Origin of the sequence: Streptomyces bambusae (genome assembly GCF_020532645.1) — a bacterium.
Lineage (GTDB): Bacteria > Actinomycetota > Actinomycetes > Streptomycetales > Streptomycetaceae > Streptomyces > Streptomyces bambusae.
In genome coordinates, this window is record NZ_JAJAUZ010000027.1 from 13,737 (window position 1) to 40,703 (window position 26,967).

Sequence of the window (26,967 nt, forward strand, 5' to 3'; positions counted from 1 at the left end):
GCCGCCCGCTACCGTCCGGCGGGGAGTTCCGGGCCGTCCGGGGCCGGGGCCGGGGCCGGGGCCGGGGGCGGCCAGGCGGCCAGGGTCATGTCGACCAGCCGGTGCAGGTCCGCGGGGGCGGTGCCGGTCGCGGCCTGGACCGCGATGCCGTACGTGACGGCCTTGACGTGCCGCGCCAGGTCCGCCGGGTCGAGGCCGGCCGGCAGGTCGCCCTCCTCCTGGGCGCGCCGGTAGCGCGCACACAGGGCCCGCTCTCCCTCGGCGCGCATCAAGGCGAGCTCCTCGCGGAGCGCCGCGCCCTGCGGGCCGGTGACCAGCGCGCCCTGGACGATCAGGCAGCCCGCCGACGGGTTCTCGTCCGAGGTGCAGACCCGGACGGTGCCGCGCAGCAGGTGTTCCGTGACGGCGCGGGCGGTGGGTTCGGCGAGTGCCGCGTCGGCGTGGCGGGCCGGTCCGGCGGTGTAGTGCGCGACGGCCTTGCGGAACAGGGCCTCCTTGTTGCCGTAGGCCGCGTACAGGCTGGGGCGGCTGATGCCCATGGCCTCGGTGAGGTCCGCGAGGCCGGTGCCCTCGTACCCCTGGCGCCAGAAGACGCGCATGGCGCGGTCCAGGCGCTCGTCCAGGTCGAACGCGCGGGGTCGTCCCAGGGTCATCGCAGTCCGCCTCCGTCGTCGGCCGGCCGGGCCGGTCCGGCCCCGGTTACTTCTGTACCGATCGATATAGTACCGTGGCCGCAGTTCGATACCGATCGGTACAGAAGTGGGGAGTTCTGGTGCACGCACACAACGGGCGGCTCGGCAGCCTGGCGGGGAAGGTCGCCCTGGTGACCGGCGGGTCGCGGGGGATCGGAGCGGCGACCGCCCGGGCGCTCGCCGCCGAGGGCGCAGCGGTCGCGATCAGCCACTCCGCCTCCGCGGAGCGGGCCGAAGCGGTGGTGGCCGGGCTGCGCGCCACCGGGGTCCGGGCGGCCGCCTACCGCGCCGACCAGGCCGAGCCCCGGCAGGTGGCCGACCTCGTCGGCAAGGTCGCCGCCGACTTCGGCCGCCTCGACATCCTGGTCAACAACGCGGGCGTGTTCGTCTACGGCGCGACCGACGACGCGGACAGCGACGCGGCCGCCCTGGAACGGCAGTTCGCCGTCAACGTCGGCGGGGTCGCCGCCGGCATCCGGGCCGCGGCCGGGGTCCTCGGCGACGGCGGCCGGATCATCACCGTCGGCTCCAACCTGGCCGACCGGCCCGGGCAGCCCGGGGTCGCCGACTACGCCGCCACCAAGGCGGCCGTCGTCGGCTACAGCAAGGGCGCGGCCCGCGACCTCGCCCCCCGCGGCATCACGGTCAACGTCGTCCAGTCCGGCTCGGTCGCCACCGAGATGAACCCGGAGGACGGGCCGCACGCCGACCGGCAGCGCGCCGCCAACGCCATGGGCCGCTACGGCCGCCCCGAGGAGATCGCCGCCGGCATCGTCTTCCTCGCCGGCCCCGGCGCCTCGTTCGTCACCGGAGCCGTCCTCGACATCGACGGCGGGTACGCGGCCTGACCCCGGGCCGTGCGGTCACCGCGCCCCGGCCCGGGGCGCGGTGACCCGGGGTCAGGGAGCGTGCCGGCGGGCGCGGAGGGCCAGGCTCAGGGACAGCACCGTCTCCGGGTCGTCCAGGTCGGTGCCCAGCAGCTCGGCGATCCGGGCCAGGCGGTTGTAGAGGGTCTGGCGGTTCAGGTGCAGTTCGCGGGCGGTCTCCGCCTTGCGGCCGGCGTGCGCGAGGTACGTCTCCAGCGTCGGCAGCAGCGCCGGCTTCGAGGACGTGTCGTGCGTGCGCAGCGGACCGATCGCCCGCTCCACGAACGCCGCCAGGTCCGGATGCTCCCGCAGCCGCCACAGCAGCAGGTCGATGTCCAGCCGGCGCGCGTCATACCAGGGCCGCGCCGGCAGGCCGTGCGCGGCCGTCGCGGTCTCCGCCGCGTGCCGCAGGCCTGCCGAGGCCGCCGCCCAGCCGCCCGCCACCCCGACGACCACCACCGGCTGCCCGCTGCCCGCCCGGTCCAGCCCGGCCCGCTCCACCCCGGCCCGCAGCGCCGCCGACACCCGGTCCGCGACCGCCGTGCGCTCCGACTCCGTACGGAGCGCCAGCAGCAACGGCACCCGCCCCTCGACCGGCCGCACGCCCAGCAGCACCGGCACGCCCACCGCGGCCAGCTCCTCCAGCACCGCCCGGGCCAGCACCGCCCAGTTGCCCGACGGCCCCAGGTCCGAGGCCAGCCGCATCACCACCGGCAGCAGCGGCCCCTCGCCCGGCCGGAAGCCCAGCACCCGCGCCTGTGCCGGAGCGTCCTCGGCCGCGATCCGGCCCTCCGCCAGGTCGGTCAGGAAGTCGCCGCGGCCCCGGGCCGCCAGCTCCTCCTCCTGCCGGGCCTGCATCAGGACCACCGCCAGCACGCTCGCGGTCCGCTCGGCCGCGATCCGGTGCACCGGCAGCAGCGGCGCCGACACCCCCAGCAGCACCAGCCGGGCCCGCACCGACCCGGTGCCGTGGCCGCCGCCGGGCACGTCCACCAGGACCGCGTTCCCCGGCGGGCCCTCCGCCCGCGCCTCGCGCTGGCCGCGCAGCCCCTCCCAGATCTGCAGCGGATCGGCGCCGACCTCGCCCGAGCCGCCGGCGGCCGCGTACAGCAGCTGCCCGTCCGGGGTCTCCAGGAACACCGGGTTCGCCGTGAAGTCCGCCAGGATCCGCAGCACCTGGGGGATGCCGCCGCCGCCCAGCAGCGCCTCCGTGCACCGCCGGTGCACCTCCTCGGCGCGCTGCAGCAGCGCATAGTGGCCGTTGACGATCTCGGTGTGCACCTCCTCCGTCACGGCCACGAACGGGACCTCGCGGTGCAGCTGCACCAGCGGCAGGCCGGCCGCCCGCGCGGTCTCCACGATGGTCGCCGGCAGCCGGCTGAACCGCGGTCCCAGCTCGACCACCAGTGCCGCGATGCCCCGCTCCGCGAGCCGCCGGACGAACGCCCGCTGCTCCGCCGGCCGGGTGCCCAGCCCCAGCCCGGTGGTCAGCAGCAGCTCCCCGCCCTTGAGCAGCGAGGCGATGTTCGGCACCTCGCCCGCGTGCACCCAGCGCACGGTCCGCCCCAGCCGGTCCGCCCCGGCCACCACCTCCGGCAGGCCGCTGCGCAGCCCGGGGAGTTCGAGTGCCCGCTGAACGGTGATGCCGCCCTGGTTGTCCATATCGCGGGACGGTACCGGCAGCATGGTTTCCGGCACATCACTCCACGGTCACGGCTGCCGTCGTACCCCCTGTTCGCCCGACAACTCGTCGGCCGTACAAGGCGATTATCAGACTCCGTGCCGATTGTGGCGTGCGTCACCCGGCGCGAGAGTGGCCGCCTTCACGTCCACGCGCAGCACCATCGGAACACCAAGGAAGAGGACGTCCATGTCCCAGCGTTCCACGGGTGAGGTCCAGCGCCTCAAGGCGAACTCGGTCGGCCTGACCGGAGTCGTCTTCATGGCGGTCGCCACCGCCGCGCCGATCACCGCGATGACCGGCAACCTCCCCATCGCCGTCGGCTTCGGCAACGGCACCGGCGCCCCCGCCGGATACCTGTTCGCCACCCTCGTCCTGACCGTCTTCGCGGTCGGATACGTGGCCATGGCCCGCCGGATCACCGCCGCCGGTGCGTTCTACGGCTACATCTCGCACGGCCTCGGCCGGATCGCCGGCATGGCCTCGGGCATGCTGGCCGTCCTGGCGTACATCGTCTTCGAAGCCTCGATCGTCGGCGTGTTCGCCTACTTCGCGCAGACCACGGTGCACGACCAGCTCGGCGTGGACCTGCCCTGGGTCCTCTACGCGGCCGCGATGCTCGCCGTCACCGCCGTCCTGGCCCACTTCGACATCAACCTCACCGCCAAGGCGCTCGGCGTGATGCTCGTCGCCGAGGTCGCCGTGCTGTTCGCCGTCGCCACCGCGGTGCTCGTGGCCGGCGGCGGCCCCGACGGCATCCCCCTGGAGCCCGTCAACCCGAAGAACGCCTTCACCGGCGCCTCCGCCGGACTCGGGCTCTTCTTCGCCTTCTGGTCCTGGGTCGGATTCGAGTCCACCGCCATGTACGGCGAGGAGTCCCGCGACCCCAAGCGGGTCATCCCCAAGGCCACCCTGATCTCCGTCGTCGGCGTGGGCCTCTTCTACATCTACGTCTCCTGGATGACCATCTCCGGCAACGGCCTCGGCAAGTCCGTGGAGCTGTCCGCCTCCAGCAGCCCGCTCGACCTCTTCTTCGCCCCCACGCACACCTTCATCGGCGCCTGGGCCGTCGACGCCTTCCAATGGCTGCTGCTCACCGGCTCGTTCGCCTGCGGCATGGCCTTCCACCAGTGCGCCGCCCGCTACCTGTACGCCATCGGACGCGAGGGCTTCCTGCACCCCGCGCTGGGCCGCACCCACGAGCGGCACGGCTCCCCGCACGTGGCCTCCGTCGTCCAGACGGTCATCGCGGTCGCGCTGGTCGCCCTCTTCTGGCTCACCGGCCAGGACCCCTACCTGCACCTGTACACCCTGCTCGCGATCCTCGGCACGATGGCCATCCTGATCGTCCAGACCCTGTGCTCCTTCGCGGTCATCGGCTACTTCCGCCACCACCACCCGGAGGACCGGCACTGGTTCCGGACCCTGGTCGCCCCTCTCCTCGGCGGCATCGGCATGACCGCCGTCGTCGTCCTGCTCGTCCTCAACATGGAGACCGCCGCCGGCACCGCAGCCGGGTCCGTGTTCTTCCGGCTCATCCCGTGGATCGTCGGCGCCGTCTTCTTCGGCGGCCTCGGACTCGGCCTCTACCTCAAGGCCAGGGCCCCCGAGCGCTACGAGATCATCGGCCGGATCGTCCTGGAGGACGCCGCCGAGCGCACCGGCGGCGGCAGCGGCACCGACGGCCCCACCGACCTCTCCCCGTCCACGTCCACCGCGAACGTCTAGGAGGCAACGCCATGGCCCGTACGCCCCTGATGCACGCACTCACCCGGCTCGCCGCCGAGCACGCCGCCGCGCGCCGGCTGCGGCTGCCCGTCGCAGAGGTCCGCGGCATCGGCCGCCGCGCGCTGCTGGAACGCGCGGCCGCCCTCGGTCTCGGCGCGGCGGTCGCCGCCGGCGCCGCCGCACCCCCCGCCCGGGCCGATGCGGCGCCGGCCCCCGACGGCCGCAAGCCCGCGCCCGCCAGGGTCGCCGTGGTCGGCGCCGGCATCTCCGGGCTCACCGCGGCCCTCACCCTCCGGGACGCCGGGATCGCCGCCACCGTGTACGAGGCGAACCCCGCCCGGGTGGGCGGCCGGATGTGGACCCAGCGCAGCCACTGGGCGTACGGGCAGACCTCCGAGATCGGCGGCGAGCTGATCGACACCAGCCACAAGAAGGTCCTCGAACTCTGCCGCCGCTTCGACCTGCCCGTCGAGGACTTCCTCGGCGGCGGCCCCAATGGCGCCGAGGAAGTCCTGTGGTTCCAGGGCGGCTACTACCCGCGTGAACAGGCCGACGAGGACTTCAACGCCGTCTACCAGCAGCTCCGCCGGGACCTCTCGGAGGCGGGCGAGGTCTCCTGGAACACCACCACCCCCACCGGCACCGCGCTCGACAACATGTCGCTCTACGAGTGGATCGAGACGCGCGTCCCCGGCGGGCACTCCGCACCCCTGGGCCGCTTCTTCGACGTGGCCTACAACGTCGAGTACGGCGCCGACACCACCGAGCAGTCCGCCCTCGCCCTGGTCCTGCTGATGGGCTATCAGACCAACCCCGGCAACTTCAACGTCTGGGGCCTGTCCAACGAGCGCTACCACATCACCGGCGGCAACGACCGGCTCCCGAACGCCATCGCGGCCGCCCTGCCCGCCGGTTCGATCGTCATGGGCCGCGAACTCCTCGCCGTACGGGCCAACGCCGACGGCACCCAGACCCTCACCTTCGACGACGCCGGCGCCACCCGCACCGCCGTCGCCGACCACACCGTGCTCTGCCTGCCGCTGCCGGTCCTCCAGCGCATCGACACCTCGCAGGCCGGCTTCGACCCGCTGATGCGCAACCTGCTGCGGGACGCCCGGATGGGCCACTGCACCAAGCTCAACATGCAGTTCACCGCCCGGCCCTGGCGCGGCACCGGACCCTGGCCGGGGGTCTCCGCAGGAGACTGCTTCACCGACTCCGAGGTCCAGCAGACCTGGGACACCACCAAACTCCAGCCGGGCTCCGGCGGCATCCTCATCCAGTACGGCGGCGGCAGCCTGGCCGCCGCCCTCAGCCCCGGCAGCCCCTTCGCCACCGAATCCGACCCGTACGTGCGCAGCCTCGCGCAGCGGATGCTCACGGGCATCGACGCGTTCTACCCCGGCACCAGGGCGGTCTGGAACGGGCGCGCCCAGCTGTCCGCCTGGCACCGCAACCCCCACGCCCTCGGCGCGTACTCGTACTGGCCCGCGGGCTACCTGCACCGGTACGCCAAGTACGAAGGCACCCCGCAGGCGCAAGGCCGCATCCACATCGGCGGCGAGCACTGCTCCTACGACTTCCAGGGCTTCATGGAGGGCGGCGCCACCGAGGGAGAACGGGCGGCCCGGGAGGTGATCGCCGCTCTCGTGTGAGAGGGGTGTTCCGAGAAGAGAGCGGTGCTCCGGAGCGGGAGCACCGGGCCGGGGGGCGAGCGGTGCTCCGGTACGGGAGGGGTGCTCCCGTACCGGAGCACCGCTCACGCCGGCCGGATGTTGTGGTTGAAGCGGAAGACGTTGTCCGGGTCGTACTCCCGCTTCACCGCGCCCAGCCGCCGCATGTTCTCCGTGCCCAGGCCCGCGACCACCCGCTCGGCCCCCTCGTCGCCGGTGAAGTTCAGGTACACCGCGCCCGTGCTCCACGGCGCCACCCCGGCCCGGACGTCCTTCACCCACTGCCGGCACCGTTCGTCGTCCGCAGGGTCCTCCCAGATCCCGAACGGGTGCACCGCCCAGGGCGCGTCCCGGTACGGCACCGGCCACTCGTCCGGCCCGTCCGCGATCGCCCCGCCCTGCGGCCACAGCAGGTGCTGGGTTCCGGTGCCCGCCGGCATCATCTCGCCCAGCCGGCAGAAAGCGTCCACGAACGGGTCCGGCACCCCGGTCAGGTACTCCGCCGACCAGTAGTTCCGCATCCCCGGCGGGTCGTCCATCATGCACTGCAGGTCGGCGTAGGGGATCGCGGAGACGAGCTCCACCTCGTGCGGCAGCGCCAGCAGCGGCGCGACGAGCCTGCGCAGCGCGTCCTCGGCACCCGCGTACGTCACCAGGGCGCCCACCAGCCGCTGCCCCACCAGCTCCGGCGGCATGAACTCCTCGGGCGCACCGGTCAGGTAGAGCGCAGCGCCCGACGCCCACCGCGGCGCCGCCTCCATCACGTCCCGGTACGTGCGCACCACCTCGCGCCCCAGCTCCGGCCGGTACAGCACCAAGGCGAACGCCATCGCCGGCAGCTCGTGCAGCCGCAGGGTCAGGGAGGTCGCCACGCCGAAGTTCCCGCCGCCGCCGTGCAGCGCCCAGAACAGCTCGGGGTTCTCCTCCGCCGTCGCCTCCACCACCCGGCAGTCCGCCGTCACCAGCTCCACGCCCAGCAGGTTGTCCACGGCCAGCCCGAAGCTCCGGTCCAGCCAGCCCGAGCCGCCGCCCAGCACGAAGCCGCCCACCCCGGTCGTCGACACCCGGCCGCCGGTGGTGGCCAGCCCGTACGGTGCGCACGCCCGGTCCAGCAGGCCCATGGTGGTCCCGCCGCCGACCCGGACCGCCTTCGCCGCCGGATGCACCGTCACCTCGTGCATCCGGCGCAGGTCCACCACCAGCCCGCCGTCGTTGACCGCCGTGCCGGCCACGCTGTGCCCGCCGCCGCGCACCGCGACCGGCAGGTCCAGCTCCCGGGCGAACCGCACCGCCGTGACCACGTCCTCGGTGCTCTCGCACTGGGCGATCACGGCCGGCCGCCGGTCGATCATGGCGTTGAAGACGATCCGGGCCTCGTCGTAGCCCTGATCGCCGGGCGCGTACACGTCACCGGCCAGATCCTCGCGGAGCGCGGCCAGGGCCGCGCCCGCCTTCGACAGGGGCGCCATGGCTGCCCCCTTCCGGGAGCGGAGAAGGACGACCCCTCCAGGCTAGTCAGCCCCCGTACGCCCCGCTCGCCGTGAGCCGCAGGGCCGTGTCGATCAGCGGGACGTGGCTGAACGCCTGCGGGAAGTTGCCCACCTGGCGCTGCAGCCGCGGGTCCCACTCCTCCGCCAGCAGCCCCAGGTCGTTGCGCAGCGACAGCAGCCGCTCGAACAGCCGGCGCGCCTCGTCGACCCGGCCGATCATCGCCAGGTCGTCCGCCATCCAGAACGAGCAGGCCAGGAACGCGCCCTCGTCGCCCTCCAGCCCGTCCACCCCGGCCTCCTCGCCGGCCGTCGGGTAGCGCAGGATGAACCCGTCCGGCGTGGAGAGCTCCCGCTGGATCGCCTCGATCGTCCCGATCACCCGCTTGTCGTCCGGCGGCAGGAAACCCATCTGCGGGATCAGCAGCAGCGAGGCGTCCAGCTCCTGCGAGCCGTACGACTGCGTGAACGTGTTGCGCTCCTTGTCGTAGCCCTTCTCGCAGACGTCCCGGTGGATCTCGTCGCGCAGCTCCCGCCACCGCTCCAGCGGCCCGTCCGCGTCCCCCGCCTCGATCAGCTTGATCGTCCGGTCCACCGCCACCCAGGCCATCACCTTCGAGTGCACGAAGTGCCGCCGCGGGCCCCGGACCTCCCAGATGCCCTCGTCGGGTTCGTTCCAGTGGGTCTCCAGGTACCGGATCAGCTTCAGCTGGAGCAGCGAGGCGTAGTCGTTGCGGGCCAGGCCCGTCATGTGGGCCAGGTGCAGGGCCTCGGTGACCTCGCCGTACACGTCCAGCTGGAGCTGGTGCGCGGCGCCGTTGCCGACCCGGACCGGCTGCGAGCCCTCGTACCCCGGCAGCCAGTCCAGCTCCGTCTCGCCCAGCTCGCGCTCGCCGGCGATCCCGTACATGATCTGCAGGTTCTCCGGGTCGCCGGCCACCGCGCGCAGCAGCCACTCGCGCCAGGCGCGGGCCTCCTCGCGGTAGCCGGTGCGCAGCAGCGAGGACAGGGTGATCGCCGCGTCCCGCAGCCAGGTGTACCGGTAGTCCCAGTTGCGGACCCCGCCGATCTCCTCGGGCAGCGAGGTGGTGGGCGCGGCCACGATGCCGCCGGTGGGGGCGTACGTGAGGGCCTTGAGCGTGATGAGGGAGCGGACCACCGCCTCCCGGTACGGGCCGTGGTACGTGCAGTGCTCGACCCACTCCCGCCAGAACTCCTCGGTGGCCTCCAGGGCCCCGGCCGGCTCCGGCACCGCCGGCGCGTCCTTGTGCGAGGGCTGCCAGCTCACGGTGAACGCGACCCGGTCGCCCGGGCCCACCGTGAAGTCCGCGTACGTGGTCAGGTCGCGGCCGTACGTCTGGGTGTCCGTGTCCAGCCAGATCGAGTCCGGCCCGGCCACGGCGACCGTACGGCCGTCCGTGCGGTGCACCCACGGCACGACACGCCCGTAGCTGAACCGCATGCGCAGTGCCGAGCGCACCGGCACCCGGCCGCTGACCCCCTCGACGATCCGCATCAGCTGCGGGGCGTGCTGCTCACGGGGCGGCATGAAGTCGGTCACCCGGACCGTGCCGCGCGGGGTGTCCCACTCGGACTCCAGGATCAGGGAGTCGCCGCGGTAGCGCCGCCGGTCCGCGCGCGGCGGCTCGGTGCCGGCCGCGTGGGCCGGGCCGATCCGCCAGAAACCGTGGTCCTCCGTGCCGAGGAGTCCCGCGAAGACGGCCGGCGAATCGAAGCGCGGCAGACAGAGCCAGTCCGCCGATCCGTCCCGGCAGACCAGTGCGGCGGTCTGCATGTCGCCGATGAGTGCGTAATCCTCGATGCGCCCGGACACGTGCATATCTCCAGTCGAACGGCCACGTACGCCCGGGCGCCGAACGCCGGGGCGGTCTCTTCGCGGTCAGGGGTCGTTGACGAGTTCAAGCTTGCCGGAGCGGGCTGGGGTGGTGCCTTGGCCGGCCTGCTCGGCACGGGTATCAGAGCAGGATACGACGGCACCCTAGTGATCTCCCGGAACGTCCTGGCAATTGCCGCTGCTCCGATCGGGTGAGGGCCGCCCTGACGGCATTGCGCCGCGTGGCCGGAAGCGGACCGCGCCGGTCGCTGATAGGCTGGTACCCCGTGGACCGGTGGTCTGCCTGTGCGAATCAGGGGCCCCGAAACCGCAGCTTCGGCACCCCCGAAAGCCCTCGCCGCACGGCGGCCGGGCACCGGGTGGCAGCCGGACGCACCTCACCTCGCGACCACGGGAGCCCCCTCTTGGCGATGTCGGCCAAATCCATGACGACCAAGCACATCTTCGTCACCGGAGGTGTCGCTTCCTCCCTCGGCAAGGGGCTCACGGCCTCCAGCCTGGGTGCGCTGCTCAAGGCGCGGGGTCTGCGGGTCACGATGCAGAAGCTCGACCCGTACCTGAACGTCGACCCCGGCACGATGAACCCGTTCCAGCACGGCGAGGTGTTCGTCACCAACGACGGCGCCGAGACCGACCTGGACATCGGCCACTACGAGCGCTTCCTCGACGTGGACCTCGACGGTTCGGCCAACGTCACCACCGGCCAGGTCTACTCCCAGGTCATCGCCAAGGAGCGGCGCGGCGAGTACCTCGGTGACACCGTGCAGGTCATCCCGCACATCACCAACGAGATCAAGCACCGCATCCGCCGCATGGCCACCGACGACGTCGACGTCGTCATCACCGAGGTCGGCGGCACCGTCGGCGACATCGAGTCGCTGCCGTTCCTGGAGACCGTCCGCCAGGTGCGCCACGAGGTCGGCCGCGACAACGTCTTCGTCGTGCACATCTCGCTGCTGCCCTACATCGGCCCGTCAGGCGAGCTGAAGACCAAGCCGACCCAGCACTCGGTCGCCGCCCTGCGCAACATCGGCATCCAGCCCGACGCGATCGTGCTGCGCGCCGACCGTGACGTCCCGACGTCCATCAAGCGCAAGATCTCGCTGATGTGCGATGTGGACGAGGCCGCGGTGGTCGCCGCCATCGACGCCAAGTCGATCTACGACATCCCGAAGGTGCTGCACACCGAGGGCCTGGACGCGTACGTCGTGCGCAAGCTCGACCTGCCGTTCCGCGACGTGGACTGGACCGTCTGGGAGGACCTGCTGGACCGGGTCCACAACCCCGACCACGAGGTCACCGTCGCGCTCGTCGGCAAGTACATCGACCTGCCCGACGCCTACCTGTCGGTGACCGAGGCGCTGCGCGCCGGCGGCTTCGCCAACCGCGCCCGCGTGAAGATCAAGTGGGTCACCTCCGACGACTGCAAGACGCCCGCGGGCGCCGCCAGGCAGCTCGGCGACGTGGACGCGATCTGCGTGCCCGGCGGCTTCGGCGACCGCGGTGTGAACGGCAAGGTCGGCGCGATCACCTACGCCCGCGAGAACAAGATCCCGCTGCTCGGCCTGTGCCTCGGCCTGCAGTGCGTGGTCATCGAGGCCGCGCGCAACCTGGCCGGCATCGAGGACGCCAACTCCACCGAGTTCGACGCCTCCACCGCGCACCCGGTCATCTCCACGATGGAGGAGCAGCTGGCCTTCGTCGAGGGCGCCGGAGACCTGGGCGGAACGATGCGCCTGGGCATGTACCCGGCCAAGCTGGCCGAGGGCTCGATCGTGCGCGAGGTGTACGACGGCAAGGAGTACGTGGAGGAGCGCCACCGCCACCGCTACGAGGTGAACAACTCCTACCGCTCCGAGCTGGAGAAGAAGGCCGGCATCCTGTTCTCCGGCACCTCGCCGGACAACAAGCTGGTCGAGTACGTGGAGTACCCGCGCGAGGTGCACCCGTACCTGGTGGCCACCCAGGCGCACCCGGAGCTGCGGTCCCGTCCGACCCGCCCGCACCCGCTGTTCGCGGGTCTGGTGAAGGCCGCCGTGGAGCGCCAGCAGGGCAAGTGAGCGGACGCCGCTCGATAACGTAGGCAGCCGGGGTACGGGTCCGTACCCCGGCTGTCGCGTTGTCGGAGGGTCGGTTCAAGTGGAGATCAGGGATGTACCGGAGTCCTGGCGGGTCGTGGCGAGCGAGACCCCGTTCCGGGGCAAGAAAACCGCCGTGAACACGGATGACGTGGTCATGCCGGACGGCTCGGTGGCCCGCCGCGACTACCAGGTGCACCCCGGCTCGGTGTGCGTGCTCGCCCTCGACGAGGAGGGGCGGGTGCTCGTGCTGCGGCAGTACCGGCACCCCGTGCGGCACAAGCTGTGGGAGCTGCCGGCCGGGCTGCTGGACGTCCCCGGCGAGAACCCGCTGCACGCGGCGCAGCGCGAGCTGTACGAGGAGGCGCACGTCAAGGCGGGGGACTGGCGGGTGCTGGTCGATCTGTACGCCACCCCGGGCGGGTCCGACGAGGCGATCCGGGTGTTCCTGGCGCGGGACCTCGCGGAGGCGGACGGGGAACGGTTCGCGGTTGCCGAGGAGGAGGCGGACATGGAGTTCGCGCGCGTTCCGCTGCCGGATCTCGTCCGGGGCGTGCTGTCGGGCGAGCTGCACAACGTCGGTCTCGTCGCGGGCGTGCTCGCCCTTGCCGCCGACCCCGGCCTCACCGCCCTCCGGCCCGCCGAGGCCCCCTGGCCGGCCCGCCCGTACGAATCCTGACCCCGCGGGGTCCCCGCGCCGCGGCCGCCGGCGGGGCTCAACGCCCCGGGGCTCCGCCCCGCACCCCGCGCTTCAAACGCCGGCGGGGCTGGGGGTGGCGGTGCCGGTTCCCGGGCTCTGCCCGGACCCGCGCCTCAAACGCCGGCGGGGCTGGATTTCGCCCCGCGGGGACTCATGCGCCGGAGGGGCCGGGGGTGGCGGCCCCGGCTCCCGGGCTTCGCCCGGACCCGCGGGGCCGGGGGTTTCCGGGACGGCTGCCCGCCGGGCGGGGCTGGAGGGATTGCTGTGACGAGATGGTGATCCGATTGGGGGATTTGTCGGTCGTGGGTGGGCGGGTGCGTCGCTCTGTGTGAATTACGCTCGGGCTCCCGGACGCCACCGGGAGGGAGAGGAGCGGTCCGTGACGGACGACGCGGTGCACGGCGACAGAAGCGACCCGGCCGGATTCTTCGGCCGCCGGCGGGAACTCAAGGAACTCCGCGAGGACATCGCCCGTACCGGACTCGACACCCTCACCGGCCGCAAGGCCCCCCGCGCCCGCGTGCTCCTCGTCGCCGGCCGCCCCGGCTCCGGCCGCACCGCACTCGCCGAGGAGTTCGTCCGCCGGATCGCCGCCGACTACCCCGACGGTGTGCTCCGGGCCCGCCTCACCACCCCCGCCGGCGACCGCGTCCCCACCGCCGCCACCGCCCGCACCCTGCTCGAAGCCCTCGGCCTGCCCACCCCGCCCGGCGCCGGCGAGGACGAACTGACCGCCGCCCTGCGCGAAGCCCTCGCCGGCCGCCGCATCCTGATGCTCCTCGACGCCGCCGCCGACGCCCAGCAGGTCGACCCGCTGCTCGCCGACGACCCCGGCTGCCTGGCCGTCGTCACCGGCGAGGGCCCCCTCACCGGCATCCCCGACGTCCGCCCCTGCACCCTCGGCGGACTGGACACCCCGGCCGCCCTGGAACTGCTCGTCCAGCGCATCGGCGCCGTCCGCGTCACCGTCGACCCGCGCGCCGCCGACGCCCTCGCCGAGGAGTGCGGAGGCCTGCCCGCCGCCCTCGTCCTGATCGGCGGCTGGCTCGCCGGCCACCCCGAGGCCGCCCTCGCCGACGTCGTCAAGCAGCTCTACGGCTTCAACGAGGGCAGCACCGACGGCGGCCCGGTCGCCCGCGCGTTCCGCTTCGTCCACGAATCCCTGCCCCCCGCCGCCCAGCGCACCCTGCGCCTGCTCCTCCTCGCCCCCGCCGGCGTCGTCGACGCGCAGACCGCCTCCGCCCTCGCCGGCTGCTCCCTGTCCACCGCCCGGGCCACCCTGGCCGACTTCGCCGGCCTCGGCCTGCTCCGGCCCGCCGACGACCGCCAGTACCTGCTGCCCGGCTGCCTCGTCCCGCTGCTCCGCGAGCAGCTGGAGGCCAAGGAGCGCCCCGCCGAGGTGCAACTGGCCCGGGCCCGGATGCTGGAGCGCACCGTACGGCTGCTGAAGTCGTGCCGGATGACGGCCGAGGACGGCGCCGGGGAGCACGACGCCCTCGCCCTGACCCCCGAGCCCGCCGCCGCCCTGCCCCGCGCCCTCCGCTTCCCGGACCGCCGGGCCGCCGCGGCCTGGCTCGACAGCCGGCTGCCCGCCCTGACCGCCGCCGCCTCCCTCGCCGTCGCCGACGGGGAGCTGGACACCCTGGCCCGCCGGCTGGTCGCCGCCCTGGTGCGGGCCCTGGCCGCGCACCGCGGGACCGAGGCCGCCGCCCCCGAGCTGTACGGACTGCACCGCCTGGTCCTCGACGTGGCCGACCGGCACGGCCTGCACCGCGAGCGGGCCGCCGCCCTGCTCAACCTCGGCGACCTCGACGCCGAGACCGGCCGCACCGCCGACGCCCTGGTCCGCTACCGGGCCGCCCTCGACGCCGGCCGGTCCGCCGGCGACCACTACGCGACCGGCCGCGCGATGGAATCCGTAGGGGGCGTGCACCAGGAGCTGGGGGACTGGCACCGGGCCGCCGACTGGTACGGGCGCGCCCTGTCCCAGTGCCTGGCCCGCGGCGAGCGCGCGGACGAGGCACGCCTGTACGGACGGCTCGGCTCGGTACACACGTACGCGGGACGCTACGGCGAGGCGCTGCGCAGCTGGCGCGCGGCCGCGGCAGGCTACCGGAAGCTCGCCGATGTCCCCTCGCACGCACGGGCGTTGAGCGAGATGGCCCGCGTGCAGGAGTACGCCGGCCGGCCCGAGGAGTCGCTGCACACCTGCCGCGCCGCCGTCGAGCTGGCCCGGCAGGCGGGCGACCTGCGGCTGCAGGCGGCTCTGCAGCTGCGGCTGGCGGACACGCTCGACCGGCTCGGCGACCCCGCCGCGGCCCGGCTGCACCGCGGTACGGCCGCCCGGCTTCTCGACGACACCGAGGAGCCCCCTGTGGCCTGCGAAATCCGTAGTGGTTCACGCTGAGATATTTGCTTTGTAAGGCTAGACAGCTCGAAATCCTTCATTAGACTGGCTCCACCACGTCATCCCGTGGTGCATCCCGCTGCGCGCTGCTGCAATGGGTATGCATGGCATTGCCCCGTTTCCTCCCCTGAGCCAAGGACCGTGATCGACGTGAAGGTCGGTATCCCCCGCGAGGTCAAGAACAACGAGTTCCGGGTGGCCATCACCCCCGCCGGCGTGCACGAGCTCGTCCGCAACGGCCACCAGGTCTTCGTCGAGCAGAACGCCGGCGTCGGCTCTTCGATCACGGACGCCGAGTACGTCGCCGCCGGTGCGGAGATCCTCGGCACCGCCGACGAGGTCTGGGCCACGGCCGACCTGCTGCTGAAGGTCAAGGAGCCGATCGCGGAGGAGTACCACCGCCTCCGCAAGGACCAGACCCTCTTCACCTACCTGCACCTGGCGGCCTCCCGCGAGTGCACGGACGCCCTCCTGGAGTCCGGCACCACCGCCATCGCGTACGAGACGGTCGAGCTCGCCAACCGCGCGCTCCCGCTGCTCGCCCCGATGTCCGAGGTCGCGGGCCGCCTCGCCCCGCAGGTCGGCGCGTACCACCTGATGCGCTCGGCCGGCGGCCGCGGCATCCTCCCCGGCGGCGTCCCGGGCACCCAGGCCGCCAAGGCCGTCGTCATCGGCGGCGGCGTCTCCGGCTGGAACGCCGCGCAGATCGCCATCGGCATGGGCTTCCACGTGACCCTGCTCGACCGCGACATCAACAAGCTCCGCGAGGCCGACAAGATCTTCGGCACGAAGATCCAGACGATCGTCTCCAACGCCTTCGAGCTGGAGAAGGCGGTCCTGGAGGCCGACCTCGTCATCGGCGCTGTGCTGATCCCGGGTGCGAAGGCCCCGAAGCTGGTCACCAACGAGCTCGTCTCCCGGATGAAGCCCGGAAGTGTCCTTGTCGACATTGCCATCGACCAGGGCGGCTGCTTCGAGGACTCTCGTCCGACCACCCACGCCGAGCCGACCTTCCAGGTCCACAACTCGGTCTTCTACTGCGTCGCCAACATGCCGGGCGCGGTTCCGAACACCTCCACCTACGCCCTCACGAACGCCACGCTGCCCTACATCGTGTCGCTCGCGAACAACGGCTGGGTCGAGGCGCTGCGCCGTGACCCGGCGCTCGCCCTGGGCCTCAACACCCATGACGGCCAGGTCGTTTACGGCCCGGTCGCCGAGGCCCACGGTCTCGAAACCCTCGAGCTGAGCAGCCTCCTCGGCTGAGTCGGCTGAGGCACGTCAACGATTGACGTCAATCTCACGCATCCGGCCGGACCTTGCCCGCAAGGTCCGGCCGGAGGTGTTTCCGGGCGCGCCCCCGGCGGGCTTCAACTCGCCTCGAACGTAACCCTTTAACCGTTTCGCACACCCGCGAAACTTCACAGCGACGGCCCGTACGCCCTTGACAGAGTGGTGTTCGGTTGCCGACACATCGTGCCGCGTCCGGCCGATTGTGTTGCTGCGGACCGGTGACACGCCATAGAGTCGCCAACCGTCGGCATGGTGCCACGCTGACCTATCGATAAGTGTCCTGGTCACGTCCGAGGAGGTAAGACGACTTGTGAATGAGTCGACATTTGCTCCTGGGGGTGGTCAAGCAGGAACTGCTGCGCGGGGCCAGGGCCCTGCCGGGCTCGAAGCTGTCGGCTCCGTCGCAGTCCGCACCTTCGCAAACCACCAGCACATGACGACGCCCCAAAAGAGCATGGACGGCCTAGACGTGAACTCCATGGCCGGCGACCTGAGCGGCCGAGAGCCCACCGGTTTCGCCGACTACGACGAGGTGCCCGAGGGGCACTTCTACGACCCCGACGCCGAGTACGAGCCCGACCCCGAGTACGCGGCCACCCTCGCGCCCGACGCTGCCCGCCAGCGCCGTGAGCGCATCGGCCCGACCGGACGGCCGCTGCCGTACTTCCCGATCCCGGGTCCGCTGACCGACCACGGTCCGGCGAAGATCATCGCGATGTGCAACCAGAAGGGCGGCGTCGGCAAGACCACGTCGACCATCAACCTGGGTGCGGCCCTCGCGGAGTACGGGCGGCGGGTGCTGCTCGTCGACTTCGACCCGCAGGGAGCCCTGTCGGTCGGCCTCGGGGTCAACCCGATGGAACTCGACCTGACGGTCTACAACCTGCTCATGGAGCGGGGCATGTCGGCCGACGAGGTGCTGCTCAAGACCGCGGTCCCCAACATGGACCTGCTGCCGAGCAACATCGACCTCTCCGCTGCGGAAGTGCAGTTGGTGAGCGAGGTCGCGCGCGAGTCGACGCTGCAGCGGGCCCTGAAGCCCCTGATGTCCGACTACGACTACATCGTGATCGACTGTCAGCCTTCCCTCGGCCTGCTGACCGTGAACGCCCTGACGGCGGCTCACAAGGTCATCGTGCCGCTGGAATGCGAGTTCTTCGCGCTGCGCGGTGTGGCCCTGCTGACCGAGACCATCGAGAAGGTCCAGGAGCGGCTGAACCCGGAGCTGGAGCTCGACGGCATCCTCGCCACGATGTACGACTCCCGTACGGTGCACAGCCGCGAGGTGCTGGCGCGCGTCGTCGAGGCCTTCGACGACCACGTCTACCACACGGTCATCGGCCGGACGGTGCGCTTCCCGGAGACCACCGTCGCCGGCGAGCCGATCACGACGTACGCCTCGAACTCCGTCGGCGCCGCCGCGTATCGCCAGCTCGCCAGGGAGGTGCTCGCCCGGTGTCACGCCGAGTGAGTCTGCCCGGAGCCGACGAACTGTTCCGCACCACCGGAGGAACGGCACTGCAGTCCTCCTCGCCGCGCCGGTCCGGTCCCGAGGACCCCGGCACGGCGGAGCACACCGCGGCGGGCCCGGACGGCGGCCCGGCGGCCGAGGGGCGCGTACGCGGCCCCGAGGAGGCGCCGGAGGGCGTCGGGGCGGCCGCGGGAGCGGTACCGCTCGTCAGCGGCCCCAGGAGGCCGCAGGAAGGTTCTGGCAGCGGTGCGGCGGCCGCGGCGGCGGGTTCCCCGGCGCCGGCGGCCGGCGGGCGCCGCGGCAAGGGGCGGGGTGCCAACCGCCGCCCCAGCGGGCGCGAGCGGCACGACGAGAAGATCACCGTGTACGTCTCCGCCGAGGAGCTGATGGACCTGGAGCACGCGCGCCTGGTCCTGCGCGGGGAGCACGGGCTCGCCGTGGACCGCGGGCGGATCGTCCGCGAGGCGGTCGCGGTGGTCCTGGCGGACCTGGAGTCGCGCGGCGAGGCCAGCATCCTGGTCCGCCGTCTGCGCGGCCGGTAGCCTGCCCGCCTGACCGGGGCGCGCCGCCCCCGCCCCCGCACCACCCGCACCCTGGATCGCCATGCCCTCCACCGACGAGCCTGCCCGCGTCCCGCGCCGCCCTCTGGGGCGTGGCCCGGGTGCGTCTGCGGCGGCGGGGAGCCGTGCCGCCGGCACCGGGCCCGGCCCGGACCCCGCGCCTCCGTCGCCGGCGGGGCCGAACAGCCTCGGGGACTCCGCCCCCGGACCCCCGCGCCTCAATCGCCGGCGGGGCTTGGATTCGCCCCCGCAGCATCCGGACCCCGGGACGGAGCCGGCCGAGGTGGAGCCGGCCGAAGTCGGGTCCGGGGCCGAGGCGGACGGGGGTGGGCGGTTCACCGTGCGGCTCGCGAACTTCGAGGGGCCGTTCGACCTGCTGCTGCAGCTGATCTCGCGGCACAAGATGGACGTGACCGTGGTCGCCCTGCACCGGGTCACCGACGAGTTCATGGCCCACATCCGGGCCATGGGCGCCGACTGGGACCTCGACCAGACCACCGAGTTCCTGGTGGTCGCGGCCACCCTGCTCGACCTCAAGGCGGCCCGGCTGCTGCCGACCGCCGAGGTCGAGGACGAGGCCGACCTCGCCCTGCTGGAGGCCCGCGACCTGCTGTTCGCCCGGCTGCTCCAGTACCGGGCGTACAAGCGGATCGCGGACATCTTCCAGGACCGGCTGGACGACGAGGGCCGCCGGTACCCCCGTACCGTCGGCCTGGAGGCCCACCACGCCGAGCTCCTGCCCGAGGTGGTGATCAGCATCGGCGCCGAAGGGCTCGCCCGGCTGGCCGTGCGGGCCATGCAGCCCCGGGCGGAACCGCAGGTCTACGTGGACCACATCCACGCACCCCTGGTGAGCGTCCAGGAGCAGGCGCAGGTCGTCGTACGGATGCTGCGCGGGGCCGCCGGACCGGTGGGCTTCGCGGAACTGGTCGGCGACGCCCCGGACACCCTGACCGTGGTGGCCCGCTTCCTGGCCCTGCTGGAGCTGTACCGGGAACGGGCCGTCGGCCTCGACCAGGAGGAGGCCCTCGGCGCCCTCCTGGTCCGCTGGACCGGTGGCGACGGCGGCGAACCGCTGGTCACCGACGAGTTCGACAAGGCCGCGGCCGAGGAGGAGGACGCATGAGCGAGGTCGGGGAGCTCGACCTGAAGCCCGCACTGGAGGCCGTCCTCATGGTCGTGGACGAGCCGGCCGGCGAGGAGCACCTCGCCAAGGTGCTCGGCCGCACCCGCCGCGAGGTCGCCGGTGCGCTGCGCGAGCTGGCCGGCGAGTACGCCGCCGCGGGCCGCGGCTTCGAGCTGCGGCCGGTGGCCGGCGGCTGGCGGTTCTACACCCGCGCCGCGTACGCGCCGGCCGTCGAGGCCTTCGTGCTCGACGGCCAGCAGGCCCGGCTGACGCAGGCCGCGCTGGAGACCCTGGCGGTGGTCGCGTACCGCCAGCCGGTGAGCCGGTCGCGGGTCTCCGCGGTCCGCGGGGTCAACTGTGACGGGGTCATGAGGACCCTCCTCCAGCGGGGTCTGGTGACCGAGGCGGGGACGGAACCCGAAACAGGTGCGATCCTGTACAGGACGACGAACTACTTTCTGGAGCGGATGGGCCTGCACGGCCTGGACGAGCTCCCGGAGCTCGCGCCCTTCCTCCCGGAGGCGGACGCGATCGAAGCCGAGACGCAGGAAGGTGTCCCGTCGTTCGACCCGGACGCACCGGACACAGACGTAGACGACAAGACGACGGACATTTGATGCGAAGCAGCGGCGGCAACAGGAACAGCGGCAACAGCGGCGGGCGCGGTAACCACCGCGGCGCCGGCAACTCGCGCGACGACAAGCAGGGCGGCCAGGGCCAGGCCCGCCCGCGCCGGCCCCGTCCCGAGGAGCGCCGCTACGACGTGGGTCCCGAGGGCGAGCGCAGCGGCGCCTCCCGCTCCGGCGGCGGCGCCCGCGGCTCCGCGGCCCGCGGTGGCGCCAAGGGCGGCCCCAAGGCCCCGCAGGGCGGTCAGGGCGGCCGTGGCGGCCAGGGCGGGCGCGGCGGTCAGGGCGGCGGCCGTGGCGGCCAGTCCCGGCCGCGCGAGTACGACGCCCGGATCGAGGAGCGCAACCGCGAGCGGTACGCGAACAAGCCCGAGATCAAGACCCCGAAGACCTTCCCCGGCGCCGAGCAGGAGGGCGAGCGGCTGCAGAAGGTGCTCGCCCGCGCCGGCATGGGCTCGCGCCGCGCCTGCGAAGAGCTGATCGAGCAGGCCCGGGTCGAGGTCAACGGCAAGATCGTGGTCGAGCAGGGCATGCGCGTCCGCCCCGAGAGGGACGAGATCAAGGTGGACGGCCTGACCGTCGCCACCCAGTCGTACCTGTTCTTCGCGCTGAACAAGCCGGCCGGCGTCGTCTCCACCATGGAGGACCCCGACGGCCGCCAGTGCCTCGGCGACTACGTCACCAACCGGGAGACCCGCCTCTTCCACGTCGGCCGGCTCGACACCGAGACCGAGGGCATCATCCTGCTCACCAACCACGGCGAGCTGGCCCACCGCCTCACCCACCCGAAGTACGGCGTCACCAAGACGTACCTCGCGGCCATCACCGGCCCGCTGCCGCGCGAGGTGGGCAAGCGCCTGACCTCCGGCATCCAGCTGGAGGACGGGTACGCGAAGGCCGACCACTTCCGGGTCGTCGACCAGGTCGGCAAGAACTACCTGGTCGAGGTGACCCTGCACGAGGGCCGCAAGCACATCGTCCGCCGGATGCTGTCCGAGGCCGGGTTCCCGGTCGAGAAGCTGGTGCGGACCGCGTTCGGCCCGATCGAGCTGGGCGACCAGAAGTCGGGCTGGCTGCGCCGCCTGACCAACACCGAGGTCGGCATGCTGATGAAGCAGGTCGGGCTGTAAGGACCTGGAGGGAAATGCCCGCGGCGCCCGGCGCCGCGGGCATTTCGCGTTTCCGGGGGCCGGGGGCCGCGGGCCCAGGGTCGGACACCGGATGGCGGGGGCCTTGTGGGGGACCCCTCGCTCCCTTTATAGTCAGAGTGACTATTAAGGGAGGGGGATCGCCGTGCAGCCCGGGTACGACCCGCACGCCTTCACGCCGTTCGCCGTCACCGTCGACCTGGCGGTCTTCACCGTCCGGAGCGGTGTGCTGCACACCCTGCTGATCCGGCGCGGCCAGGAGCCGTACGCCGGGGACTGGGCGCTACCCGGCGGGTTCGTCCTGCCGCGGGAGTCCGCCGAGACCGCCGCGCGGCGCGAACTCGCCGAGGAGACCGGGCTCGCCCCCGACCTGGTCGCCGCCCTGCACCTGGAGCAGCTGCGCACGTACAGCGAGCCGGACCGCGACCCGCGGATGCGGGTGGTGTCGGTGGCCTTCACCGCCCTCGTGCCCGACCTGCCCGAGCCGCACGGCGGCGGCGACGCCGCGGACGCCCGCTGGCTGCCGGCGGGCGAGCCCGGGCCGCCGGTGCCGCTCGCCTTCGACCACGAGCGGATCCTCGCGGACGCCCGCGAGCGGGTCGGCGCCAAGCTGGAGTACACCTGCCTCGCCACCGCCTTCTGCCCGCCCGAGTTCACTCTCGGCGAGCTGCGGCAGGTCTACGAGACGGTGTGGGGCGCCGAACTCGACCCGGCCAACTTCCGCCGCAAGGTGCTCGCCACGCCCGGCTTCGTCGAGGCCGTGCCCGGGGCGGCCCGGCTCACCGGCGGCCGTGGCAAGCCCGCCGCCCTCTACCGGCCCGGCCCGGCCGGCACCCTCGCCCCGCCCCTGCTCCGCCCCCGCCCGGAAGGAACCGCACGATGACCCGTACCGCCAAAGGTGCCGCGACCGGATCGCTGCTCGGGCTGGCCCTCGGGGACGCCCTCGGCTTTCCCACCGAGTTCAACGACGTGCCGTCGATCCTCGCCAAGTGCGGGCCCTGGCGCACGATGGAGCTGCCGGCGCCCGCGTTCATCACCGACGACACCCAGATGACCCTGGCCCTCGCCCGGGGCCTGCGCACCGCACAGGAGCGGGGGCGGATCGGCCCGCTGCGGCTGGCCCGGCCGGTCCGCGAGGAATTCGTCGACTGGTACCACTCGCCCGAGAACAACCGGGCGCCCGGCCGCACCTGCATGACCGCCTGCATGCTGCTCGACTCCGACCGGCCCTGGCAGCAGGCCAGCCAGACCGGTTCGAAGGGCTGCGGCGCGAACATGCGGGTGGCCCCGCTGGGCCTCGTCCCCGGACTCACGCCGGAGGAGCGGGCCGGCGCCGCGCAGCTCCAGGCCGCGCTCACCCACGGCCACCCCACCGCCCTGGCCGCCTCCGACCTGACCGCGCACGCCGTCCACCTGCTCGCCGAGGGCACCGAGCCCACCGGACTCGTCGGCCGGCTGCGCTCGTACGCCCTCGAACACCGCACCACGTACCACGAGCGGTGGCTGGGCGACCTGTGGCAGTACGCGCAGGACCCCTCCGCGCAGTCGTACATCACCCGCGGCTGGGACGACTGCCTGGACGCCCTCGACCGGGTCGCCAAGGCCCTGCGGGCACCCGCGCCGGAACTCGACCCGTGCCTGGCGACCGGCGAGGGCTGGATCGCCGAGGAGGCCCTCGCCACCGCCCTGCACTGCTTCCTGCTCTTCCCCGAGGAGCCGCTGCTCGCCCTGCGCCGGGCCGCCTGCACCGCCGGCGACTCCGACTCCCTCGCCTGCCTCGCGGGCGCCTTCGCCGGGGCCCACCTCGGCGCGGCGGCCTGGCCGCAGGAATGGGTGCAGCGGATCGAGCACCGCAGCGAGCTGATGGCGTTCGGGGCGCTCTGGGACGCGTAGGGACCGGCCCTGGGCAGCCGGTGTCCCGTCAGACCGCCGAGGCGCGGCGGGTACGGACCAGGAAGTCCTCCACCCGGGCCCGGTCGGCCTCCTCCGGGAGCGGGCTGCCGGGGAGGGCCGCCGCGGCCTCGGCGGCCAGCCGGTCCATCCACGCCTCGACCTCGGGCCAGCCGGCCTCGCCGCGCTTGACGGCCAGCAGCCGCTCCCGGTCCGCGCCGACGGAGATGTCCAGCTCGCCGGTGCGCAGCAGGTCGCGGCAGCTCGCCAGCAGGCGGATCAGGTGCATCGCATGCTTCCAGCGGGGCGCGCCGTGGACGCGGACGTCCGCCGCCAGCTTGCGGCGCTGGCTGTCGGCGTACCCGGTGAAGGTGGCGTGCGCCCGGCGGGACAGGAACGCGCCCCGGAGGGCGAGGAGTTCCTCGCCCACCGGGGTCAGCTCCGTCACGAGCGGGGAGTGCAGGCACTCCAGGATGTTCGGGTTCGCCCGCAGGGCCAGCTCGCAAAAGCGTTCCAGCTCCCAGGAGAACTGCTCCTCCAGCGGCCCGTCGACGTGCGTCGGAGGCTTGTCGAACCGCCAGAACAGAGGGGTCGGCGCCACGTACACACCGCGCCGGTCGGTGTCGCTGTCCTCGGTGGCCAGGCCGAAGGCGCGCGACCCCATCACGCACGCGTAGACGGTGTGGTCCCGTACCAGGGCCTCGTCGGTGAGGGCGGCGGGTATGGCGGTGCGGGCCCGGGGGCCGGGTGTCGGCTGCATGGGCCGAAGGCTACGACAGACTGATCTTCCCGTCCGTCACGGTGATCTCCTTCTCCTCCAGCGGCTTGGTGGCGGGCCCCGTCGTGACCGAACCGTCCTCCGCGCTGAACTTGCTGCCGTGGCAGGGGCAGTCGATGGTGCCGTTCGCCACCTTGTTCACCAGGCAGCCCTGGTGGGTGCAGACGGCCGAGAAGGCCTTGAACTTGCCCGCGGCGGGCTGGGTGACCACCACCTTCTCCGCCGTGATGACGGTGCCGCCGCCCACCGGCACGTCCGCGGCGGTCGCCAGGACGGCGTCGTCGCCCGCGGTCGGTGCGCTCCCCGGGGCCTTGCCGGAGGCGCGGTCGGTGACCTTGTCCGCGCCGGTGTCCGTGCTCTTCTCCTCGCCGCAGCCGGTGAGCGCGACGCCGGCGGCGGCCGCACCGGCAGCCAGGACCGTGCGCCGGAGCGGAAGGTTGTCTCCCATGGTGTTCTCCTCGGTGGTACGGGTGGAACGCAGCGGCAGCATCCTGGCGTGCCGCGGGGCGGTTGAGAAGCAGGGGGACCGGCGCGGCTCAGGCCGAAGGCCACGGCGCCAGGTCCGCGGCGGAACCGTCGGCGCCGCGTACGACCTCCCAGACGCGGGCGACGGCCGCCCGGTCCAGCGGCCCGTACACGTGCGGGTAGCGGGCGCCGCCGTCACCCTCACGGCGTACCTCCGAGGTCAGCGCGCGCTCGTCGAGCTCCACGGCGAGCAGCGGGCCGGGCACCGCGCGGTAGTGGCGGTCCGCGACCTCCAGGACCGTCGGCCGGTCCGCCGAGCAGTGCACGAAGCCCTCCGCGTCGAGGGAGGGCGGGGCGTACGGCAGGTCCGGCGCGGCGGCGGCCCAGTCGGCCAGCGGGACGAGGTGGAAGATCATGCGCCCGGTTCTACCGCAGGGTGCCACGATCGGGTGCGGTGGGTGGCGGGTTGCGGTGGTACGGGAGAGATTGTGCGTGTCTTGTCGCCGGGCCCGGTGCCGGTCTTGGGCCGAGGTGTCCGGCGCTTCCTCTGCGAAAGGCGGCACCATGGCGGGCAACGACCTCGGCTCCCTGCTCGGCGGGCTCCTCGGCGGCGGCGGCGGTGGTGGTGGGGCGGGCGGCGCGGCGGGGGGTGGCGGGAACGTCCTCGGGGCGCTGCTGTCCGGCCTGATGGGCGGGGGCGGCGGCGGGGCGGGCGGCAATCCGCTCGGCGGGCTGCTGGAGATGCTGACGAAGTCCGGGCTGGCCGATCAGGCGCAGTCCTGGGTCGGGACCGGGGAGAACCAGCCGGTCAGCGGTGCGCAGATCAAGGAGGCGCTGCCGGATGCGGCGCTGGAGCAGGCGGCGCGGGAATCCGGCGTCAGCCCCGAGGCGGCTGCCGATGAGATCGCTGCGCAGCTGCCGGCCGTCGTCGACAAGCTCAGCCCGTCGGGGCAGTTGCCGGGCGGATCGCTGGAGGAGCTGATCCGGCAGCAGAACCTGTGAGGCGGGGTGTGCGGGGGTGTGGGTGCGGGGGTGTCCGGTCTCGTCGTCGGGTGACGGCCGTCGGGGGCTGATCGCGCAGTTCCCCGCGCCCCTGGGGGGCCTTGGGATCGTGGTCGGGTGCGGGGCGGTGTGAGTTGGGCGCGCAGTTCCCCGCGCCCCTGGGGGTGCCCTGGGTTCGTGGTCGGGTGCGGGCGGTGTGGGCCGGGGGGCAGTTCCCCGCGCCCCCGGGGGGCGGTTCGGTGGGCGTGTCGGGGTGGCTAGGGTGGGGTGGGTGCAGTTGTCGGGTAGGTAGGAGCAGAGCGTGCGAACCGCCGTAGTCATCGGAACCGGGCTGATCGGTACCTCCGCGGCGCTTGCGCTGTCCGGGCGGGGGGTCACCGTCCATCTGGTCGACCACGACCCGGCACAGGCGCACACCGCCGCCGCCCTCGGCGCCGGCACCGACCAGGCGCCCGACGGACCGGTGGACCTCGCGATCGTCGCCGTGCCCCCGGCACACGTCGCCGCCACCCTCGCCGACGTCATCGGCCGCGGCGCGGCCCGCGCCTACATCGACGTCGCCAGCGTCAAGGGCGGCCCGATGCGCGAGCTGGCGGCCCTCGGCGTCGACCTCAGCGGCTACATCGGCACCCACCCCATGGCAGGCAAGGAGCGCTCCGGCCCGCTGGCCGCCAGCGCCGACCTCTTCGAGGGCCGCCCGTGGGTCCTCACGCCCACCCGCGACACCGACACCGAGGTCCTCAACCTGGCCCTGGAGCTGATCGCGTACTGCCGCGCGGTGCCCGTCGTCATGGAGGCCGACGCCCACGACCGGGCCGTCGCCCTCGTCTCCCACACCCCGCAGCTGGTCTCCTCCATGGTCGCCGCCCGCCTCGGCGACGCCGACGAGACCGCGGTACGGCTGTGCGGCCAGGGCATCCGCGACGTCACCCGGATCGCCGCCTCCGACCCGCGGATGTGGCTCGACATCCTGTCCGCCAACCCCGGCCCGGTCGCCGACGTCCTCTCCGGCATCGCCGCCGACCTCGACGAGACGGTCCAGGCCCTGCGCGCCCTCCAGTCCGGCGAGGAGTCCCGCCGCAAGGGCGGCGCCGAGGGCATCGAGGACGTCCTGCGGCGCGGCAACGCCGGCCGCGGCCGGGTCCCCGGCAAGCACGGCGCCGCCCCCGCCGTGTACGAGACCGTCGCCGTGCTGATCAGCGACCGCCCGGGCGAGCTGGCCCGGATCTTCGCCGACGCCGGCCAGGCCGGCGTCAACATCGAGGACGTCCGCATCGAGCACGCCACCGGCCAGCAGGCCGGCCTGGTCCAGCTGATGGTCGAGCCGAAGGCCGTGCCGGCGCTGACAGCCGAGCTGCGCGACCGCGGCTGGGCGCTGCGCCCGCAGTAGGCCCGGTAAACTGGGAGAGGGGCGTTTTTCGCGCGCCCGTACCCGCCGCGC

Annotated in this window: 23 protein-coding genes; 16 read left to right on the plus strand and 7 right to left on the minus strand. The window is 73.4% G+C overall.

All coding sequences use genetic code 11. The features are described 5' to 3' along the window. Positions 1–8 precede the first annotated feature (8 nt). Positions 9–653 carry a TetR/AcrR family transcriptional regulator gene (locus LG634_RS19730; protein ID WP_226735202.1) on the minus strand — a complete coding sequence of 215 codons (645 nt, stop codon included), beginning with the start codon at positions 651–653 and terminating at the stop codon, positions 9–11. Positions 654–772: 119 nt separating this feature from the next. Between LG634_RS19730 and LG634_RS19735 the strand changes: the two genes are divergently transcribed. After that, a complete protein-coding gene (locus tag LG634_RS19735) occupies positions 773–1,540 on the plus strand; it encodes an SDR family NAD(P)-dependent oxidoreductase (protein ID WP_226735203.1) in 768 nt (255 codons plus the stop codon). Between the two features lie 51 nt (positions 1,541–1,591). Here the strand turns inward: LG634_RS19735 and LG634_RS19740 are convergent, their stop codons facing one another. Further along, entirely contained in the window at positions 1,592–3,220 is a 1,629-nt protein-coding gene (locus tag LG634_RS19740) for a PucR family transcriptional regulator (protein ID WP_226735204.1), read from the minus strand. A gap of 208 nt (positions 3,221–3,428) precedes the next feature. Between LG634_RS19740 and LG634_RS19745 the strand changes: the two genes are divergently transcribed. After that, complete coding sequence (locus LG634_RS19745; protein ID WP_226735205.1) at positions 3,429–4,967, plus strand: APC family permease; 1,539 nt, start codon at positions 3,429–3,431, stop codon at positions 4,965–4,967. A gap of 11 nt (positions 4,968–4,978) precedes the next feature. Next, on the plus strand, positions 4,979–6,622 hold the full coding sequence (locus tag LG634_RS19750; protein ID WP_226735206.1) for a flavin monoamine oxidase family protein: 1,644 nt from the start codon (positions 4,979–4,981) through the stop codon (positions 6,620–6,622). A gap of 104 nt (positions 6,623–6,726) precedes the next feature. Here LG634_RS19750 and LG634_RS19755 read toward each other — a convergent pair whose 3' ends face one another. Both LG634_RS19755 and LG634_RS19760 read right to left on the minus strand, forming a co-directional pair. Beyond that, on the minus strand, positions 6,727–8,109 hold the full coding sequence (locus LG634_RS19755; protein WP_226735207.1) for an FAD-binding oxidoreductase: 1,383 nt from the start codon (positions 8,107–8,109) through the stop codon (positions 6,727–6,729). Between the two features lie 46 nt (positions 8,110–8,155). After that, complete coding sequence (locus LG634_RS19760; RefSeq protein ID WP_226735208.1) at positions 8,156–9,967, minus strand: glycoside hydrolase family 15 protein; 1,812 nt, start codon at positions 9,965–9,967, stop codon at positions 8,156–8,158. A 425-nt stretch (positions 9,968–10,392) separates the two neighbouring features. Between LG634_RS19760 and pyrG the strand changes: the two genes are divergently transcribed. From pyrG to LG634_RS19815, 11 genes are all read left to right on the plus strand, one after another. Continuing rightward, positions 10,393–12,042, plus strand: coding sequence for a CTP synthase (pyrG, locus tag LG634_RS19765; RefSeq protein ID WP_226735209.1), 1,650 nt, complete (start codon positions 10,393–10,395; stop codon positions 12,040–12,042). A 79-nt stretch (positions 12,043–12,121) separates the two neighbouring features. Further along, positions 12,122–12,739, plus strand: coding sequence for an NUDIX domain-containing protein (locus tag LG634_RS19770; RefSeq protein ID WP_226735210.1), 618 nt, complete (start codon positions 12,122–12,124; stop codon positions 12,737–12,739). Between the two features lie 400 nt (positions 12,740–13,139). Then, the gene (locus tag LG634_RS19775; RefSeq protein ID WP_226735211.1) at positions 13,140–15,167 is read left to right on the plus strand and encodes a tetratricopeptide repeat protein; all 2,028 of its coding nucleotides are present in this window, start codon (positions 13,140–13,142) and stop codon (positions 15,165–15,167) included. A gap of 150 nt (positions 15,168–15,317) precedes the next feature. After that, a complete protein-coding gene (gene ald, locus LG634_RS19780; RefSeq protein WP_226735212.1) occupies positions 15,318–16,433 on the plus strand; it encodes an alanine dehydrogenase in 1,116 nt (371 codons plus the stop codon). Positions 16,434–16,770: 337 nt separating this feature from the next. Then, positions 16,771–17,931: a ParA family protein gene (locus tag LG634_RS19785; protein WP_226735213.1), complete on the plus strand. Its 1,161-nt coding sequence runs from the start codon at positions 16,771–16,773 to the stop codon at positions 17,929–17,931. Next, on the plus strand, positions 17,916–18,473 hold the full coding sequence (locus LG634_RS19790; protein ID WP_226735214.1) for a hypothetical protein: 558 nt from the start codon (positions 17,916–17,918) through the stop codon (positions 18,471–18,473). Before LG634_RS19785 ends, LG634_RS19790 begins: the two co-directional genes overlap by 16 nt. 61 nt (positions 18,474–18,534) lie before the next feature. Next, complete coding sequence (locus tag LG634_RS19795) at positions 18,535–19,617, plus strand: segregation and condensation protein A (protein WP_226735215.1); 1,083 nt, start codon at positions 18,535–18,537, stop codon at positions 19,615–19,617. Then, positions 19,614–20,234, plus strand: coding sequence for an SMC-Scp complex subunit ScpB (gene scpB / locus LG634_RS19800; protein ID WP_226735216.1), 621 nt, complete (start codon positions 19,614–19,616; stop codon positions 20,232–20,234). Before LG634_RS19795 ends, scpB begins: the two co-directional genes overlap by 4 nt. Beyond that, a complete protein-coding gene (locus LG634_RS19805) occupies positions 20,234–21,373 on the plus strand; it encodes a pseudouridine synthase (protein ID WP_226735217.1) in 1,140 nt (379 codons plus the stop codon). Before scpB ends, LG634_RS19805 begins: the two co-directional genes overlap by 1 nt. A gap of 157 nt (positions 21,374–21,530) precedes the next feature. Beyond that, entirely contained in the window at positions 21,531–22,274 is a 744-nt protein-coding gene (locus LG634_RS19810) for an NUDIX domain-containing protein (protein ID WP_372482462.1), read from the plus strand. After that, a complete protein-coding gene (locus LG634_RS19815; protein ID WP_226735219.1) occupies positions 22,271–23,284 on the plus strand; it encodes an ADP-ribosylglycohydrolase family protein in 1,014 nt (337 codons plus the stop codon). The genes LG634_RS19810 and LG634_RS19815 overlap by 4 nt, the downstream gene beginning before the upstream one ends. Before the next feature lie 28 nt (positions 23,285–23,312). Here LG634_RS19815 and LG634_RS19820 read toward each other — a convergent pair whose 3' ends face one another. The 3 genes from LG634_RS19820 to LG634_RS19830 all read right to left on the minus strand — a co-directional run bounded on the left by LG634_RS19820 (position 23,313) and on the right by LG634_RS19830 (position 24,940). Beyond that, positions 23,313–24,041 (minus strand): nucleotidyltransferase domain-containing protein, encoded by a 729-nt coding sequence (locus LG634_RS19820; RefSeq protein WP_226735220.1) that lies wholly within the window; start codon positions 24,039–24,041, stop codon positions 23,313–23,315. A 10-nt stretch (positions 24,042–24,051) separates the two neighbouring features. Next, complete coding sequence (locus tag LG634_RS19825; protein WP_226735221.1) at positions 24,052–24,507, minus strand: QcrA and Rieske domain-containing protein; 456 nt, start codon at positions 24,505–24,507, stop codon at positions 24,052–24,054. Positions 24,508–24,595: 88 nt separating this feature from the next. After that, positions 24,596–24,940: a DUF952 domain-containing protein gene (locus LG634_RS19830; protein WP_226735222.1), complete on the minus strand. Its 345-nt coding sequence runs from the start codon at positions 24,938–24,940 to the stop codon at positions 24,596–24,598. 115 nt (positions 24,941–25,055) lie between these two features. Between LG634_RS19830 and LG634_RS19835 the strand changes: the two genes are divergently transcribed. Together LG634_RS19835 and LG634_RS19840 are read left to right on the plus strand one after the other, a co-directional pair. Then, positions 25,056–25,526: a YidB family protein gene (locus LG634_RS19835; RefSeq protein WP_226735223.1), complete on the plus strand. Its 471-nt coding sequence runs from the start codon at positions 25,056–25,058 to the stop codon at positions 25,524–25,526. A 301-nt stretch (positions 25,527–25,827) separates the two neighbouring features. After that, positions 25,828–26,916, plus strand: coding sequence for a prephenate dehydrogenase (locus LG634_RS19840; protein ID WP_226735224.1), 1,089 nt, complete (start codon positions 25,828–25,830; stop codon positions 26,914–26,916). The last annotated feature ends 51 nt before the right edge of the window (positions 26,917–26,967 follow it).